Raw genomic sequence first — 15,862 nt, forward strand, 5'->3', positions numbered from 1 at the left:
AAAAAGTGTGTCTTGCGTCGAGAAAATTTTGTATATTTGTTCTATATATAATTTTAATACGTCTTTTTTTCCGAGACGTTAGGGGGAGAGAATAATGAAAAAGAGAAAAATCAATCGCCTACTGGTAGCAAACCGCGGTGAGATCGCCATTCGAATCTTTCGCGCAGCAACGGAGCTCGGCATACGTACGGTAGCCGTATACTCCGAGCAGGACAACGTTTCTATCCATCGCTTCAAGGCTGACGAGTCTTACTTGGTCGGAGCGGGAAAAGGGCCTATCGAGGCTTACCTCGATATCGAGAGTATCATCGAAATTGCCAAGCGCAACGATATTGATGCCATTCACCCAGGCTACGGATTTCTTGCTGAAAATGCTGATTTTGCAAAGCGCTGCCAAGAGGAAGGCATTATTTTCATTGGACCATCCCCTGAGCTGATCGACAAATTCGGGGACAAGGTAGAAGCACGTCGTCTGGCGATTGAAGCGGGAATCCCAGTGATTCCAGGCACTCCTGAGCCAATCGAAACACTCCAAGAGGCGCTTCTCTTTGCCAAAGAATACGGCTACCCCATCATTATTAAAGGCGTATCTGGCGGCGGGGGCCGTGGCATGCGCATCGTTCGCAGTCAGGAGGAATTGCAAGATTCGTTAGATCGTGCCCGTTCCGAGGCCCGCTCTTCCTTCGGCAATGCCAAGGTGTATTTGGAGCGATACTTGGAACAGCCCAAACACATCGAGGTCCAAATTCTCGGTGACAACCACGGAAACATCGTCCATCTGTATGAGCGCGATTGCTCTGTTCAACGGCGCCATCAAAAAGTGGTCGAAGTAGCACCGAGCCTATCTTTGGATGACAAGCTGCGTGAAGATATTTGCCAGGCTGCTCTCACACTCATGAAAAAAGCCGGCTATTCGAACGCTGGTACTGTCGAGTTTTTGTTAACGCCGGACAAGCGTTTTTATTTCATAGAAGTCAATCCACGCATTCAAGTAGAGCATACCATCACGGAGCTCATCACTGGAATCGACATCGTTCAGTCGCAGATTCGTGTAGCCGAGGGTCATGCCCTCTCCGATGAAGAGATTGGCATCAGTGGGCAGAACAATATCCAAATGAGTGGTTTTGCCATCCAATGCCGTGTCACGACAGAAGACGCAGAAAACAACTTCCTGCCAGATGCTGGTCGCTTGTCCGCTTGGCGTTCCGGTGGCGGTTTCGGAGTAAGGCTCGATGGAGGCAATGGTTATCCAGGCGCGATCATTACACCGTTTTATGATTCGCTACTGGTCAAAATCTCCACGTATGGCGCGAGCTTTGATCAAGCCGCTCGCAAAATGCTCCGCACATTGCGAGAGTTCCGTATTCGTGGCGTGAAAACGAACCTGCCGTTTTTGGAAAATGTCGTGACACATCCTGATTTTTTGAGTGGCAACTACGATACGTCGTTTATTGATACCAAACCAGAGCTGTTCGTTTTCCCTGGCCGTCAAGACCGGGGTACCAAATTACTATCTTATATCGGAGACACGATTGTCAACGGATATCCCGGTCTCCAGAAATCGGAGAAAAAGCCGCACTTCGACTCGCCCCGCATCCCGCGGACACCATTTACCCAGCCATATCCGGACGGTACGAAGCAAATTCTGGATAAAGAAGGTGCCGACGGTCTGGTACGGTGGATTCAGGCGCAGAAACACGTGCTCGTCACAGACACGACTTTCCGCGATGCCCACCAGTCTTTGTTTGCTACGCGTGTGCGTACCTACGATCTCGCTTCCATTGCAGAGGCGACAGGCAAGCTCGGTTCTGGCCTCTTCTCGTTGGAGATGTGGGGCGGCGCCACTTTTGACACAACGATGCGCTTTTTGCAGGAATCTCCCTGGGAACGGCTGCAAATCCTTCGCCAGCGCATACCAAACGTCCTGTTCCAAATGCTCTTGCGCGGAGCAAATGGCGTAGGCTATACCAACTACCCGGATAATGTGATTCACGCTTTCGTCAAAGCCTCTGCTGAAAATGGCATTGATGTCTTCCGGATCTTTGACAGCCTGAACTGGCTTCCCGGGATGCAAACAGCCATTGAAGCCGTTCGTGAATCCGGCAAAGTGGCCGAGGCAGCGATTTGCTACACTGGAGATATTCTGGACCCGACCAAGACCAAGTACACCTTGGCCTACTATGTCGATCTGGCAAAGGAATTGGAAAAAGCAGGTGCCCATATTCTCGCAATCAAGGATATGGCAGGTCTTTTGAAGCCGTATGCTGCTTATTCGCTTGTCTCTGCTTTAAAACAAGAAATCAGCATTCCGATCCATCTGCACACGCACGATACATCAGGGAATGCTGGCGCCATGCTTCTGAAAGCCATCGAAGCAGGCGTGGATATCGTCGATGCTTGCGTCAGTTCCATGTCTGGACTCACTTCCCAACCAAGCTTGAACGGATTGATCGCAAGCCTTGCCCACACGGAGCGTGAGACTGGTTTATCTCTTGAATCGTTCAACAAGCTGTCTGATTACTGGGAGGATGTACGTCCGTACTACCAAGGCTTTGAAAGCGGCATGAAAGCGAGCAACACGGAGGTCTACGTACACGAAATGCCAGGCGGACAATACACCAATCTGGAGCAGCAAGCCAAAGCGGTTGGACTGGAAGGTCGTTGGGACGAAGTGAAGCACATGTATGCTGTCGTCAATCAAATGTGCGGCGACATTGTAAAAGTGACCCCTTCTTCCAAGGTCGTCGGTGATATGGCACTGTTCATGGTCCAAAACAACTTGAATGAAGAAAACATTTGGGAGAAAGGAGCACGCCTCGACTTTCCGGATTCCGTCATTCAATTTTTCCAAGGGTATCTTGGCCAACCGCCTGGCGGATTCCCTAAGAAGTTGCAGGAACTCGTGCTAAAAGGTCGCGATGCCTTTACTGCTCGTCCTGGTGAATTGCTCGCACCCATTGACTTTACGCAAGTTGCTGCTGAGCTGGAAGCCAAAATCGGACGTGAGCCCAGTCATTTAGACGTCCTGTCTTATATCATGTATCCGCAAGTCTATTTGCAATTTGAACAACGCCTAAAGGAATACGGTGACTTGTCGGTATTGAATACGGGAACATTCTTCTACGGATTGCGTCCGGGTGAGGAAACCGCCATTACGATCGAGCGCGGTAAAACGTTGATTATCAAACTGGTCGCAGTTGGAGAGCTTCATCCAGATGGCCGACGCATCATCTATTTTGAACTGAATGGACAGCCACGTGAAATCTTCATCCGAGATCAATCGGCAAAAGTCTCTGAACTGATCCGCCGAAAAGCAGAAGCGCAAAACCCTGCCCACCTCGGTGCCTCCATGCCAGGAAAAGTGCTCAAGGTGCTTGTAGCAGAAGGTGACAAGGTTCGTAAAGGCGAACATCTTTTGGTGAGTGAAGCGATGAAAATGGAGACGACGATTCAGGCTCCACTCGACGGAAAAATTAAAGCCGTCTATGTGAAAGCAGGCGAAGCCATTCAAACTGGCGATCTGCTCATTGAAATGGAGTAGGCATCGTCTATAATAAGAGATAGTAAATTGTTCCTGGGGATTCATTCCATTAGATTTTGAGGAGGTGACCGACATGAAAACGAATCGAGTCAGCCATGTTCCATTTACGCAGCGGGTAGGCCGCTATCATTCCCATATGCTTCAGGCAAAATTAAGCACGCCAGTCAATCCGATTCTCAGTTTTAATTTGCAGCCGTTCTACACTCGTCAGCAGCAATGGACAACGGAGCTTTCCGATTCCTTATCGCGTCTGTACCGGTTTTCCTCAGATTTGGAGAAGAGTGCAGGAGAATTTATTGCCGCGGGGAAAGACAGCGAGGCTGAAACTGACATTGAGCAATTACAGGAACGCACACACTCGTTAGTAAGTAAATACAATCGCCTGCAGCTATTTCTTGCAGAAAAAGCAGATACCTTGGCGACGCAAAAGCTGGACGCATTCGCTCAAGTGGCAAAAAACGCAGAGGAAAAACTCCAATCCTTTGGAATCAAGCTGTTACCAGATGGACAACTGGAAATGGACGATGAGAAATGGTTGGAAGCTGTACGGACCCGCTATGTGGACTATACAAATTCAATGGAGCGTGTAGCTCAAGCATTCAGAGCAGGTACATTGGGATTGCAAAGCAAACCCTTTGGTTCCTTTTCACGTTACTACGAGGAAGCAATGGCCCTCCATCCTTATATCGCCTCCTCCAGCTCAAGCCTTCATTATCAGCATGTTGCGAAGACAGGTTTGTATGTAAACGAAGTCTGGTAATGCCATACGCCTACTACCGAAAAAACAGGTATGCCCCTTTTATGGAGCATACCTGTTTTGTGCTTTTCTTACTTTCGATCCATAAGGTCTTCCAAATCTTGTTCTTCTGCTCCGGCAATAATCGTATTGGAATAAACAGTGGGTTCATCTGATTTGGTAAACATCCCCTGAACTTTATCCACGATTTGCGGAACAGAATCCAAAATCCGGTCGTAGAGATGGGTCGTATTTTCAAGCGGAATCGAACGAATTCCTTGTTTGCCAACGACCAAAAAGGCTACAGGTGTGATGGAGACACCGCCCCCACTACCCCCGCCAAACGGGTGACTAGCAGGTTCAAATTGTTGATGGTTTTGATGCCCATTATGATGGTGATCGTATTGGAACTCACTACCCCCGGCCGCGAAACCAAATCCTACCTTGGAGATTGGAAGAATGACACTACCGTCAGGTGTCTCAACGGGATCACCAATGATTGTATTCACGTCCACCATTTGCTTGAGGTTTTCCATCGCTGTTCTCATCAGGCCTTGAATCGGGTGGTCTGCCATTTTTGTCGCTCCTCCTTCCTGTCTGTGTCATGTTTTATCATTCCCCCAACAAATCCGGAGCATGTACCTTGCACAAAGGAATAAATATGTTTGCTGCCACATTTGTATTTAGGCGCGCGTAGGCGAAGTCTGCCATTTTCGTTGCTTGCTTTTTCGAATCCGCAGAAATACTTTTAGCGAAGAGAAAACGAAATGACCCAAATAAAAATGCAACACCGCATGAACCTTCGTATGTAGAAGTGCTTGGTTCCAAACAGGTTGTACACTGATGGCAGGCATCGTCTGTAAAGAGATGGAGTGGGAGAGGATCCCTACAACCAGGCTTTTCACTCCCCAGACTATTCCTGTCAGCGCCCCTGTTTCAGCAGCCTGACCTGTTCCCAGCAATGTATGCCATTCTAACTTCGTACAACGAATTTGTCTGAACAAATCTTTTATCAAAGGCAGCAAATCACGTACTCTTTCCAGCACATCCCGATAATTCCGATACCATATTTTCACTTGCCTCCGTGTAAAATCTTTGACCCTCTCCCGAAGCTTGCTTCCCTGTTGGATGGTTTCTACCTTCGCGACAAGCTCAGGACCAGCTTCTGTCATTTTCACAAGGAGAATGGGTATTTCGTATTTCCTGCGAATGATTCCCCAAGCTGCTATCGTAATATCCAATTGATCATTATCGCCCTCGCGACTGTACAAACACGTCAATTGTATTGGCGTGATCACTAATAGGACAATGAAACCAAGCAATCCTAACAACACCCATACCATCAAAAAATCCCACCCCTTCCACGTTAGTATGAGTGGAAAGAGCAGGAAATATGTTCAGTATTTTTATTAATCAAGCACGTATACTTTGACGCCTTTTTGCAAGCCGTGATTTTCAGCTTCGTTCAACGTTGGAAGATACAGATCCACATGTCGTTGCTTTACCGCACCACCGATATCAGCTGCCACTGCATAACCGTAGCCATCGATGTACAAGTGTGTACCAAGCGGGATGACATTTGGATCAACCGCGACAACACCTTCGCGCAGTGGATACTCCAGATACGACATAATCTTGTCGTTCTTGTAGCTGTAAGCAGTCGTCTGTACCGTTAATTCCTGGCGAAAAGGTGTACCGTTTGCGAGGGCTTTTGATGTTCTCGGCTTATTCGGAAGCAAGTGAAGGGCAGCGTATGTGGCTACTTCGGCTCTCGTCATATACTTGTTCGGCTGTAATGTACCGTCCTCGTAGGCACTCATTAGCCCGTTTTGCATGGCGTAAACGAGTGGGCGCTGCTCTTTTTCTTTCACGTTGTTCCCATCCGGGTATTGGTTCAATGTCTGAATCGTCGTAGACCACTTCAAGTTATTGACTGCTCCGCTGTCCCCCATCGTTCTTACCAGAATAGAGGCGAGCTCCGCTCTTTTTACTGGGGCATCTGGATGCAAATACAGGTGATTCCCCTGCTTTTGCCCATGGACAATTCCCAGTCGATAAGCTGTCTCGGCATAGGACGACAGCCAGCTGTTTGCTGGTACGTCCGCAAAGGATGATTGCTTGTTACCCAGAGGTTCAATTCCTTTCGCATTCACAAACATCGTGAGCAGTTCACCCAATGTCACGTTGTCATCAGGTCGAAAATATTCGTTTTGACCAATTACGTCGGCTATGTATAGTTGTTTGATTTCTTTTTCTGCCCAATGGCCACTAATGTCTACATAAGGTGTTTCGTTCATGTGAGCTGTTTCTGCCTCGACTACTGGTGTAACTGGTGTGCCTATAAGCAAAAAGGCTGCCAGCGAGGCAAGGATCATCCGTTTCTTCATCATCAACCTCCATGGGGAAATATGCGATTCCTTTCGTATCATTTTATCGAACTATTTTGCAAAAACAATGAACAATAGTTTCCAGTAAAAAGGAAAGCCCTCGAACAGCAACATGACGAAGACTGTTTCAAGGGCTGCATGAACAATGGTTAAATGGCAAAAATGTGTTTGCCGATCTTCTTCACTTGGGTACGAGACCAAATCCAATCGGAGGTCGCCGTAACAGGGTTAAAGTAGTAAAGAGCATGGTTGGTTGGGTCCCATCCTCGTACAGCATCCCAAGCTGCCTGGTAAGCAGTCTTGTCAGGAGTCAACCAGAATTGTCCATCATCTACAGCGGTAAACGCTAATGGCTCAAAGATGACACCCGCAAGTGTATCGGGAAAGTTTTTGGACTGGACACGGTTCAACGCGACCGCTGCCACAGCTACTTGGCCCTCATAAGGTTCTCCACGAGCTTCGGAATAGACCAGCTGCGCCAGCATCTGCATCTCCGCTTTATTTACTGACACTTTCTTGAGAACGCGCCATGTATTTGGACCAGTGATACCGTCAATCTGTAATCCGTATGCTTTTTGAAACTGTCTGACGGCCTTTGCTGTATTTGCTCCGTAAATGCCATCCAATTTGCTATCATAGTAGCCCAGCATCTGCAAGCGATACTGCAAATCCCATACATCCCCGTTCACACTACCACGCTGAATCTGTGTGGCTGCCAGGGAGTCGGCCGGGAAAATAAATGCTACAGCCATAAAGGCAGCAAGCAAGGTTGTTACTACTTTCTTGCTCCACCACATAAATTGTACCCTCCTTTACCCAACCCATTCTACAAGTTGGCGAAAGTAGGTTCAATTCAAGTATTTTGGCATAAGTGGAAACATATGCCTGATGCTATCCTTTTGGTCGGAACAAGACTGCCGTGATAAATCCAAAGACGATGGCAGCCGAAATCCCCGCGCTCGTCACTTCAAAAATGCCAGTGATGATGCCAATCACTCCATGCTTCTCGGCCTCCGCCATTGCCCCGTGTACGAGTGCATTTCCAAAGCTCGTGATAGGTACGGTTGCTCCTGCTCCAGCAAAATTAACTAGTGGCTCGTATAGACCGAGTCCGTCTAGCACTGCCCCTGTGACAACAAGAGAGGACATCGTATGGGCAGGTGTGAGCTTGACGACATCCATGAGAAATTGACCGATTAAGCAAATCGTTCCTCCTACGAGAAACGCCCACAAAAACATCATGGTATCACTCTCCAAGTTGCTCCGACTCAACAGCCACGGCATGCGCGATGCAAGGAATGCTTTCTCCCTGCTGGAAGGTCAGCGGGGATAAGAGGGCTCCCGTGGCAACCAGCAAGATCCGCTTCCATTCTCCTTGCTTCATCCGCCGAAGTAGATGCCCGTAGGTCACTGTCGCGATACAGCCACATCCGCTCCCCCCTGACCACACATTCGGATTTTCTCCATAAATGAGTTTCCCGCAATCGACATAACGCTCTAGTGGGATGTGCATGTGATGCTTGGGCAACAGATCAGATAAAATGGCATGGCCCGTTCGTCCTAAATCGCCTGTTACGATCAAATCATAATGGTCGTGAGGGAGCTGAAAGTCACGGAAATGCGACTCAATCGTGGATAATGCGGCTGGAGCCATCGCCGCTCCCATATTAAATGGATCTGTCAATCCCATATCGACGACATGCCCGATGGTAGCTCCCGTAATCCGCAGCCCCTTACCCTGACTGGCTACAACAGCAGCCCCTGCACCTGTCACTGTCCATTGTGCTGTTGGGGGCTTCTGGGAGCCGTACTCCGTTGGATAACGATATTGCTTTTCCGCAGCCCCATTGTGACTGGAGGTAGCAGCCAAGACGTAATCAGCAGCTTGACTATTCACCATGAGAGCAGCCAAGGCCAAGCCTTCCATTGCTGTTGAGCACGCGCCGAATATCCCCAGAAACGGAATCGAAAGCGTCCGGGCCGAAAAGCTGGCAGATATGATCTGGTTCATTAAATCCCCGGCAAGCATAAAGTTTATTTGCTCTTTGGTGAGCCCCGCTTTCTCTACCGCTTTCGAGCACGCTTCTTCTAGCAGGACCTTCTCTGCCTTTTCCCAGCTGTCTTGCCCAATCATCAAGTCACCGTGCAGGATATCAAAGTCGTCGGCTAGCGGTCCCTTAGCCTCAAAAGGCCCACCAATTGCAGCGTGCCCGAGAATGACAGGTTTTAAAGGAAAGACCCAAGACTGATGACCTTGGCGCATCCGTCAGCCTCCCATCGTAAACAATGTTTTGATCAAGCCAACGACGAATGCCGCCGCCACTCCAAACACAATCACTGACCCTGCCAGCTTGAACATGTTACCACCGACCCCCAGCACAAATCCTTCGCTGCGGTGCTCGATGGCCGCAGAGGCAATCGAATTGGCAAAACCTGTAACTGGCACACTCGTTCCTGCCCCAGCCCATTGGGCAATCCGGTCGTATAGTCCTAGACCGGTCAAAAGGGCAGAAAGAATAATCAAGACAGCTGCTGTAGGATTCCCAGCGGTTTTCTCCGTAAAATCGAAGTAGTGAATGAACATTTCTTGTATCCCTTGTCCGATCACACAAATGCCACCACCTACTAAAAAGGCACGGGTAAAATTGCGCAAAAGCGGTCGCGGAGGCTCGTGCGTTTTTGCCAATTGCTGATATTCTTGCTGGACGGGGGTCAGCTTTTTCTTTTTTTGATCCGCCATGCCACTCACTCCTTTTTACCGTATCATGAACGGTTTTACTTGATCGATTATCTGTTGGAGCTTTTCCGAATCGGTTTGGTAGGTACGTTTCATTTGTTCATTTTTTGTATTGAGTGCATATAGTTCCAGATCCGCCTGGCATTTTTTCAACGTAGCAAAAGCCAGCTTCGTCGCTTGGGCACCAGGAACCATCAGTTTATCGTCATACAGGTCGAGATAGAGCTCTCCACCTTTGTCTACTTGGCCGAGGAACACATTTTCCAAAGCCACTCCTGCTTTTTGCAGCTCTGTGCGAACCCATCTGCGATTTAGACCTGCTGTTGCCAGGGGCTCGTCCATGATTATCCCATCCATAATGACCACTTGATTCTCTTCCGAAGGAGCCACTGTCAATTCAAGATGTTTGGGGGTTACGGGCTGACTCTCTGATTTTAAGAGGACACTGACCTCCCCGCTTGTTTCCATTAATGCAAACTCTACATCGGCTACTCGGAACACGTTTTTGATTCGTAATTGTTCCATCAAGTCTTCCGCGGTCAAGCGTTCCTTTTTCAGATTGTCTTCCAAAATCTTGCCTTCCTTGATAAGAACCGTTGATTTCCCTTCAAATAGGTCGCGGAGAAACTTGCTCTTGAGTGAGAGCCACTCCATTAAATAAGGAAAAAGCGCAAAAATCCCCATGGCGATTAAACTATGGTAGACCGGCCCATCCATTTCGGTTGCCATAAAAGCAGCAATCGAACCGATGCTGATACCGACGATATATTCGATGTATGTAAGTTGTTTGATTTGCCTTTTCCCAATGATCTTTGTCAAAAGAAATAAGTAAGCAACAGCGCCTATTGAGCGCAAAAGGATTGATAACCAATCAGGCATAAGCCACCTCCATCACCTGAGGTGATTTTTTGATTGTAAAACCAAGAGAGAGGAAGTCCCTCTCCCTTTCCCAACACTTCCACTAGAATCCCTTAAACTGTGGTTCTTCCTTTTCCAGCTCCGTTACACGCTGCTGGAGGTTATCTACGATGGATTGCGTTTGCTCTGCTGCTTGCGAATACAATTGCTTCGCTTTCTTGTTTTGCGTGCTAAGAGCAAACGTTTCAAAATCTGCTTGTGCGCCTTTCAAGCTGGCAAGCGTTTGTTTCACTTGTGCTCCTACTGTCATATCCACTCACCTCCTAACACATATAGAATCCGCCTCCACCCATTATTTATGCGGTGCTCTCCCTCATTTTCTTCTGTCAATAATTTCCCTTTTGCTGGAAAAATAAAAAGAGAGACACCATGGGTGCCTCCCTTCATCCAGCTTATTAGATTAGCCACGTCCAGCCAATTGTTGCTCAGCAAAGGAGACAAGACGTTTTGTAATCTCTCCTCCAACTGAACCGTTTTGACGGGAAGTGGTGTCTGCTCCGAGCTGAACGCCGAATTCGGATGCGATTTCGTATTTCAGTTGATCCAGAGCTTGGTTTGCTTGAGGAACCAGCAAGTTGTTACGAGATCCGCTGTTGTTGTTAGCCATCTATATCACCTCCTCGTCGTTGGTAAGTTTAATATGTGTGAAGTTTTGCTTGTTCATGCGTCCTTTTTTTCTTCCAATTTTAGTCTGTTCATTGAAGAAGGGCTTGTGCAATTTGGTAAGCTGCGTCTGGTCTCCCCAGCTTGTCCAAACATCCTGCAAAAGCGTCCCTTTTTTCAGGCTGACGCCATGATCTGATGATTTCTTTGATTTCAACCGGTGTTTCAGCCAAGATCGCTGCTTGTTGCTCGAGTAAAAAGGAACAATTATGCATTTCCTGTCCGGGCAATGGGTGGAATAAAATGAGCGGTGTCTTAAGAGCAAGTGACTCCGCGCACGAAATGCCGCCTGGCTTCGTTATATAGGCGTCAGCTGCTCCAATCCACTGCCACATTTGCGGCTCAAAACCTTTCAATATAAACCGATGGCCTTTGCTCTCTGTACTTAGCAAGCCCGCTAGGCGTCTGTACAGGCTTGTATTCTTCCCTGTCACGACTACCATCTGCAATGGTTGCTCTTCCAACAGCAACTCTCGTACGACCTGCTCCACTCCACCATGACCGCCTTCTCCTCCACCAATCAACACGGTGAATTGATCTGGCACGAGTCCAAGCTGTTTTTTCCAAGCCGCTTTGTCGGTATGAAGCGCTGTAGTAAAGGCAGGCCGAACTGGAATGCCATAAACATGGATTTTTTCAGGGGAAATCCCATAGCGCTCGATTAGCATTTGTCCAATTTGCTCATGTGCCACCATGTACGCATCAATTTCTGGATGAACCCAAAACCGATTAATATGGAAGTCCGTGGGTACACAAACGAGCTGGAAAGGCTTGGACACCCTTCTCTTCGCTTCTGCCAATGCGGACAAGCAGTATGCATGCGTAGCGATGACGACATCCGGCATCTCTTCTTGCAACAGTTGATTGATTAATCGAGCGGATAGCCACCATCCGAGTGGTTTAGTCAATGCACTGCCCAGCATTTCTTCTTGTTCATAGATGCGTTGCCAGACTGGTTGGCCGTAGCGAAGCATATTGCGATAAAAAAAATGAGAGAGTACACGTAAGCCTGGACTGGCGGTTTTCAGTCCTCCCACCACTCGTGCCGATCGTGCACCCTCACTTTCCAGTAAAACCTCTTGCAAAGCTTCGGCAGCCATGCGATGACCACTTCCTGCCCATTCCTCTGTCACTAACAGAAACCGCTTTGCCATTAATAGGACTCTCCTAGAGGCTGCTTACCGTCAGCATATCGATTGAGTAAAAATTCCTTGGACATATAAACACGCTTTAGGGGCATTTCATAATTCAATGTTTGCAATCGTCGCTTTCCATTGGGATGCACGATTCTGAGCATGAGACGCAAGTACCATCGCTTGTATCGAAAAAACCAGGTCATGGGTACATCCGAGATCGAGAAGCCCAAGGGTGTTACCCCTTTATGTAGCATAGTCGTTCCCACTATCCCTTTTATTTGATCCTTATTTTCCATCGAATTCAGGAACGCGGCCAGCTTCGGCAGGGATTGGAGGATATGTCTTCGCAAAAGAAGTGCCACGCGCAGTTCATCCTTCACTTCTTTGCACAGGGTAGCAAAGTAATAATTGTGTATATGTAACTTCAAGATCAAATCCCCGTCATGAATGGTGCAATTATCGGTAGTAACGAGTGGCTCTCCCCGATAGCGTAAAACCACAACCCGAAATATATTTTTCCCTTTCTCAATATAGGTAAGTCTGGTGCAGCGCTGGTAGATTTCATCCCAGTATCCCCATAGCATCAAGAGGCTTGTATTCATTTCGAAAAAGTTCCTTTCCCGCTATGTTTTCATTAAGCTGGATGTGACCACTTACATTTTCGCAAAACGGTCATGACCTTTGTTGTAGTATGCCCAAGAATGGGCAATCTTCATCACCTTTTCACGTCCTTTTCATGCGCCCCCAAAACATGACCACGACGGCAGCAAATACGGGCAGCCACATATGGTTGAGAAGCAAAGGATTCACCCACTTCCAGACATACGGATCCTGAAGACACATCTCCACTGCTGTAAAGGTAAGAATTCCGCCCCCAATGATGACCATACTGGGAAAACGATTCATCATGCGGGCAATCCACACACTTCCCCACATTAATAACGGAATGCTCATCGCTAACCCCAGCAAAACTAACCATAAATCGCCATGTGCCGCTCCACCAACTGCCAAAACATTGTCCAAACTCATGACAAAATCTGCTACTATGATGGTCCTGACTGCCTGACCAATTGTCTGATTATGCGATACGTCTGCGAGCTCTTCATTCTCGCCCAGCATCAGTTTACACGCGATCCATAGCAATAATATTCCCCCGATTGCCTTCACGAGAGGAATATCCAACATCCAGGTAGTCATTGTCGTTAGCACAATCCGCAAGAGGATTGCACCCATTGTCCCATATAAAATTGCCCGTTTTCTCTCATTTCTCGGGAGTCCGCGGCAGGCCATACCTATGACCACAGCATTGTCGCTGCTTAATACCAGATCGATCATGAAGATGTGTACAAGACCCAGCCAAAAATACTCGCCCATCCCTGCCTCCCTGGTCCAATAAAGTTCGTCCATTCTACTTTATGCGACTGGAATCGGACTCATGATTGAATATTTTTCCGAAAAAAGGCGGTTTTCAGCGGATTTTGTAGATAAAAACTTCCGAAAAAAATACATTTTATTGCGAAATCAGGCTAATTATACCTTGTCTAAATTAGGCATTTTCCCTTACGATTTTAGTGGGGTGGATAAGAGATGGTGGAGACTGTGACGCTAAACCTTTATGACGTTTCAAGAAAGATTTTAGACTTAACACCAAGTATCACCACAATATGGCTGCAAGAAATTGTTCGCAGCATGGAAATTCCTGTAACCATTCCTCGCGATTTTGCAGAAAAACGAACAGTGCTCTTGGCTCGCTATCTGGTTGAGGATGTAGATCATGACATGCAGACTTGGGCATTAGATATGGGAGAGTGGCTTCGTTCTCAGGAATTCCCCTTCTCCTCCATTTTGCGCACATATCAATTGTACCGGAATGTATTCTGGCGGGTTCTCCAACCAGAATTACAGAGATGGTCCCTCTCTTCACAAGAAATGCACTATTTGGAAAGCCAACTGGGTAAGGCCATGGATGAAAGTGTCTTCTGGGCTGTCTATCACTTTGAACAAATGATGAATAAAGAGCTCGTCCAGAAGGAAGAAACGATCTCCTATTTGCATAACGACAAACTGACCATGCTCGGAAAAATTGCCGCCAATATGGCTCATGAGCTGCGCAATCCATTGTGCGCCATTGAAGGGTTCCTAAAGCTGATCGGCGAGTCTACACGGGAACAGGCCCAGCTTCAGACGTATATCCAAGTCGTCATGCATGAGTTTGAGAATTTACATCGGCAACTGACCGGATTCCTCAGCTTTTCCAAAAAACCAATTCTCGATGAAATTTTTAAAACCGTTCAAGTAGAAGAACTGCTTGAAGAAGTAGAGATGCTGATTACCCCTCGCCTCGTGGGAGAAAACATACGTTTTGAAAAACAAATCCACCCCTGCTTACTCGCATGTTATGAAGAAGGCTTGAAGCAAGTTGTCGTCAATCTATTAAACAATGCCATTGACGCCGTGCAAAATCGCACAGACAAGTATATTCATGTCATTTCCACTTCTTCTGATGGATGGCTCTATTTGAGTGTGGAAAACAACGGCGAAAGGATTCCACCCGAGATCGTCGAGAATCTTTTCCAACCATTCTTTACGACTAAACAAAATGGGACGGGTATTGGCTTGTCCATCTGCAAAAATATTATCGAAAAGCATCAGGGCACGATCCATTGTGATTCCAATGAAAAACGCACACGCTTTATCGTTTCTCTGCCGATTGCAAATGCCCAGGAAGTTGGTCCGCGAATGGAAGCTCTCTAGGTCGCTCTTTTTTGAACCACGCAAAAAAGCCCCCTGACAATGCAGGAGGCAAGGCAAGAGATCCGTTACCAACTTCATCGGTAAGCGATCTTAGTTTTACTGTACACGAAAACATATGTTGCTACCATAGAAAACGTCAGACAGCTTTCGACAAACTTTTATACCTGTATTGAACAAAGGCTTATCTATTCAACTGTTGGATAAGCCTTCATACTTTTGCCTCAAGTAAAAATAGGCCTGCTTTCCTAGACACAAAAAAACAGAGAACCTATTGGCTCTCTGCTTTATGTATGGAGCGGGTGATGGGAATCGAACCCACGCGACCAGCTTGGAAGGCTGGAGTTCTACCATTGAACTACACCCGCATCAAAATAGATGCTGGTGCCGAGGACCGGACTTGAACCGGTACGGGAGAAACTCCCGACAGATTTTAAGTCTGTTGCGTCTGCCCATTCCGCCACCCCGGCAAACCTGTAAAACGTGGGCAAATCATGGTCGGGAAGACAGGATTCGAACCTGCGACCCCTTGGTCCCAAGCCAAGTACTCTACCAAGCTGAGCTACTTCCCGACAAATTATCATCTTCACTTTTGTAGTAAAGAAGCGTGCCCTGAGAGATTCGAACTCCCGACCTTTTGATTCGTAGTCAAACGCTCTATCCAGCTGAGCTAAGGGCACATGTTATGGAGCGGACGAAGGGTCTCGAACCCTCGACCTTCGCCTTGGCAAGGCGACGCTCTACCAATTGAGCTACGTCCGCATTATAAGAAGAAGTTGATTGGTGCGGTCGAGAGGACTTGAACCTCCACGGTGTTGCCACCACTAGAACCTGAATCTAGCGCGTCTGCCAATTCCGCCACGACCGCATTTTCCCATCCAAGTAGTCAGAGGTGTTAACAAGCTGACTTTCACTTTTCGGGTTGATGAAAACTGGTGAGCCATGAAGGACTCGAACCTTCGACCCTCTGATTAAAAGTCAGATGCTCTACCA

General features: G+C 47.6%; 16 protein-coding genes and 7 tRNA genes (1 of these 23 only partly in view). 3 read left to right on the forward strand and 20 right to left on the reverse strand.

What is annotated here, in order from left to right:
• Positions 1-94 precede the first annotated feature (94 nt).
• Both FO446_RS19865 and FO446_RS19870 read left to right on the forward strand, forming a co-directional pair.
• Complete coding sequence (locus FO446_RS19865) at positions 95-3,541, forward strand: pyruvate carboxylase (protein WP_237898897.1); 3,447 nt, start codon at positions 95-97, stop codon at positions 3,539-3,541.
• Positions 3,542-3,614: 73 nt separating this feature from the next.
• Positions 3,615-4,301, forward strand: a complete 687-nt coding sequence (locus FO446_RS19870) for a hypothetical protein (protein ID WP_221868804.1) — start codon at positions 3,615-3,617, stop codon at positions 4,299-4,301.
• Between the two features lie 68 nt (positions 4,302-4,369).
• Here the strand turns inward: FO446_RS19870 and ytfJ are convergent, their stop codons facing one another.
• From ytfJ to FO446_RS19935, 13 genes are all read right to left on the reverse strand, one after another.
• The gene (ytfJ, locus tag FO446_RS19875; protein ID WP_173612254.1) at positions 4,370-4,852 is read right to left on the reverse strand and encodes a GerW family sporulation protein; all 483 of its coding nucleotides are present in this window, start codon (positions 4,850-4,852) and stop codon (positions 4,370-4,372) included.
• A 108-nt stretch (positions 4,853-4,960) separates the two neighbouring features.
• The gene (locus FO446_RS19880) at positions 4,961-5,620 is read right to left on the reverse strand and encodes a DUF2953 domain-containing protein (protein WP_173612253.1); all 660 of its coding nucleotides are present in this window, start codon (positions 5,618-5,620) and stop codon (positions 4,961-4,963) included.
• 66 nt (positions 5,621-5,686) lie between these two features.
• The gene (locus FO446_RS19885) at positions 5,687-6,667 is read right to left on the reverse strand and encodes an S-layer homology domain-containing protein (protein ID WP_237898906.1); all 981 of its coding nucleotides are present in this window, start codon (positions 6,665-6,667) and stop codon (positions 5,687-5,689) included.
• 146 nt (positions 6,668-6,813) lie between these two features.
• On the reverse strand, positions 6,814-7,461 hold the full coding sequence (sleB, locus tag FO446_RS19890) for a spore cortex-lytic enzyme (protein WP_232773785.1): 648 nt from the start codon (positions 7,459-7,461) through the stop codon (positions 6,814-6,816).
• A 94-nt stretch (positions 7,462-7,555) separates the two neighbouring features.
• Complete coding sequence (gene spoVAE / locus FO446_RS19895; protein ID WP_007717126.1) at positions 7,556-7,906, reverse strand: stage V sporulation protein AE; 351 nt, start codon at positions 7,904-7,906, stop codon at positions 7,556-7,558.
• A gap of 4 nt (positions 7,907-7,910) precedes the next feature.
• The gene (gene spoVAD / locus FO446_RS19900) at positions 7,911-8,927 is read right to left on the reverse strand and encodes a stage V sporulation protein AD (RefSeq protein WP_173612251.1); all 1,017 of its coding nucleotides are present in this window, start codon (positions 8,925-8,927) and stop codon (positions 7,911-7,913) included.
• A gap of 3 nt (positions 8,928-8,930) precedes the next feature.
• A complete protein-coding gene (gene spoVAC, locus FO446_RS19905) occupies positions 8,931-9,404 on the reverse strand; it encodes a stage V sporulation protein AC (RefSeq protein WP_173612250.1) in 474 nt (157 codons plus the stop codon).
• A gap of 15 nt (positions 9,405-9,419) precedes the next feature.
• A complete protein-coding gene (locus FO446_RS19910; protein WP_173612249.1) occupies positions 9,420-10,280 on the reverse strand; it encodes a DUF421 domain-containing protein in 861 nt (286 codons plus the stop codon).
• An 82-nt stretch (positions 10,281-10,362) separates the two neighbouring features.
• A complete protein-coding gene (locus tag FO446_RS19915; protein WP_007717150.1) occupies positions 10,363-10,569 on the reverse strand; it encodes a DUF1657 domain-containing protein in 207 nt (68 codons plus the stop codon).
• A 150-nt stretch (positions 10,570-10,719) separates the two neighbouring features.
• Positions 10,720-10,926: an alpha/beta-type small acid-soluble spore protein gene (locus tag FO446_RS19920; RefSeq protein WP_047068578.1), complete on the reverse strand. Its 207-nt coding sequence runs from the start codon at positions 10,924-10,926 to the stop codon at positions 10,720-10,722.
• A gap of 88 nt (positions 10,927-11,014) precedes the next feature.
• Entirely contained in the window at positions 11,015-12,136 is a 1,122-nt protein-coding gene (locus FO446_RS19925) for an MGDG synthase family glycosyltransferase (RefSeq protein ID WP_173612248.1), read from the reverse strand.
• Positions 12,136-12,720 carry a YkoP family protein gene (locus tag FO446_RS19930; RefSeq protein ID WP_173612247.1) on the reverse strand — a complete coding sequence of 195 codons (585 nt, stop codon included), beginning with the start codon at positions 12,718-12,720 and terminating at the stop codon, positions 12,136-12,138. Before FO446_RS19930 ends, FO446_RS19925 begins: the two co-directional genes overlap by 1 nt.
• A gap of 121 nt (positions 12,721-12,841) precedes the next feature.
• Positions 12,842-13,492: a TerC family protein gene (locus FO446_RS19935; RefSeq protein ID WP_173612246.1), complete on the reverse strand. Its 651-nt coding sequence runs from the start codon at positions 13,490-13,492 to the stop codon at positions 12,842-12,844.
• Between the two features lie 213 nt (positions 13,493-13,705).
• Between FO446_RS19935 and FO446_RS19940 the strand changes: the two genes are divergently transcribed.
• Positions 13,706-14,872: a sensor histidine kinase gene (locus FO446_RS19940; protein ID WP_173612245.1), complete on the forward strand. Its 1,167-nt coding sequence runs from the start codon at positions 13,706-13,708 to the stop codon at positions 14,870-14,872.
• 291 nt (positions 14,873-15,163) lie between these two features.
• On the opposite strand, the gene FO446_RS19945 is transcribed toward FO446_RS19940, so the two are convergent.
• The 7 genes from FO446_RS19945 to FO446_RS19975 form a co-directional block, all read right to left on the reverse strand.
• Positions 15,164-15,237, reverse strand: a tRNA-Gly gene (locus FO446_RS19945).
• A gap of 14 nt (positions 15,238-15,251) precedes the next feature.
• Positions 15,252-15,339: transfer RNA gene (locus tag FO446_RS19950), tRNA-Leu, on the reverse strand.
• Positions 15,340-15,364: 25 nt separating this feature from the next.
• Positions 15,365-15,441, reverse strand: a tRNA-Pro gene (locus FO446_RS19955).
• A gap of 34 nt (positions 15,442-15,475) precedes the next feature.
• Positions 15,476-15,549 (reverse strand) — tRNA-Arg (locus FO446_RS19960).
• A 6-nt stretch (positions 15,550-15,555) separates the two neighbouring features.
• A tRNA-Gly gene (locus tag FO446_RS19965) sits at positions 15,556-15,631 on the reverse strand.
• 19 nt (positions 15,632-15,650) lie between these two features.
• Positions 15,651-15,737 (reverse strand) — tRNA-Leu (locus tag FO446_RS19970).
• Positions 15,738-15,802: 65 nt separating this feature from the next.
• Positions 15,803-15,862, reverse strand: a tRNA-Lys gene (locus FO446_RS19975); it runs 16 nt beyond the window's last position.

It is taken from the genome of Brevibacillus brevis (assembly GCF_022026395.1).
Lineage (GTDB): Bacteria > Bacillota > Bacilli > Brevibacillales > Brevibacillaceae > Brevibacillus.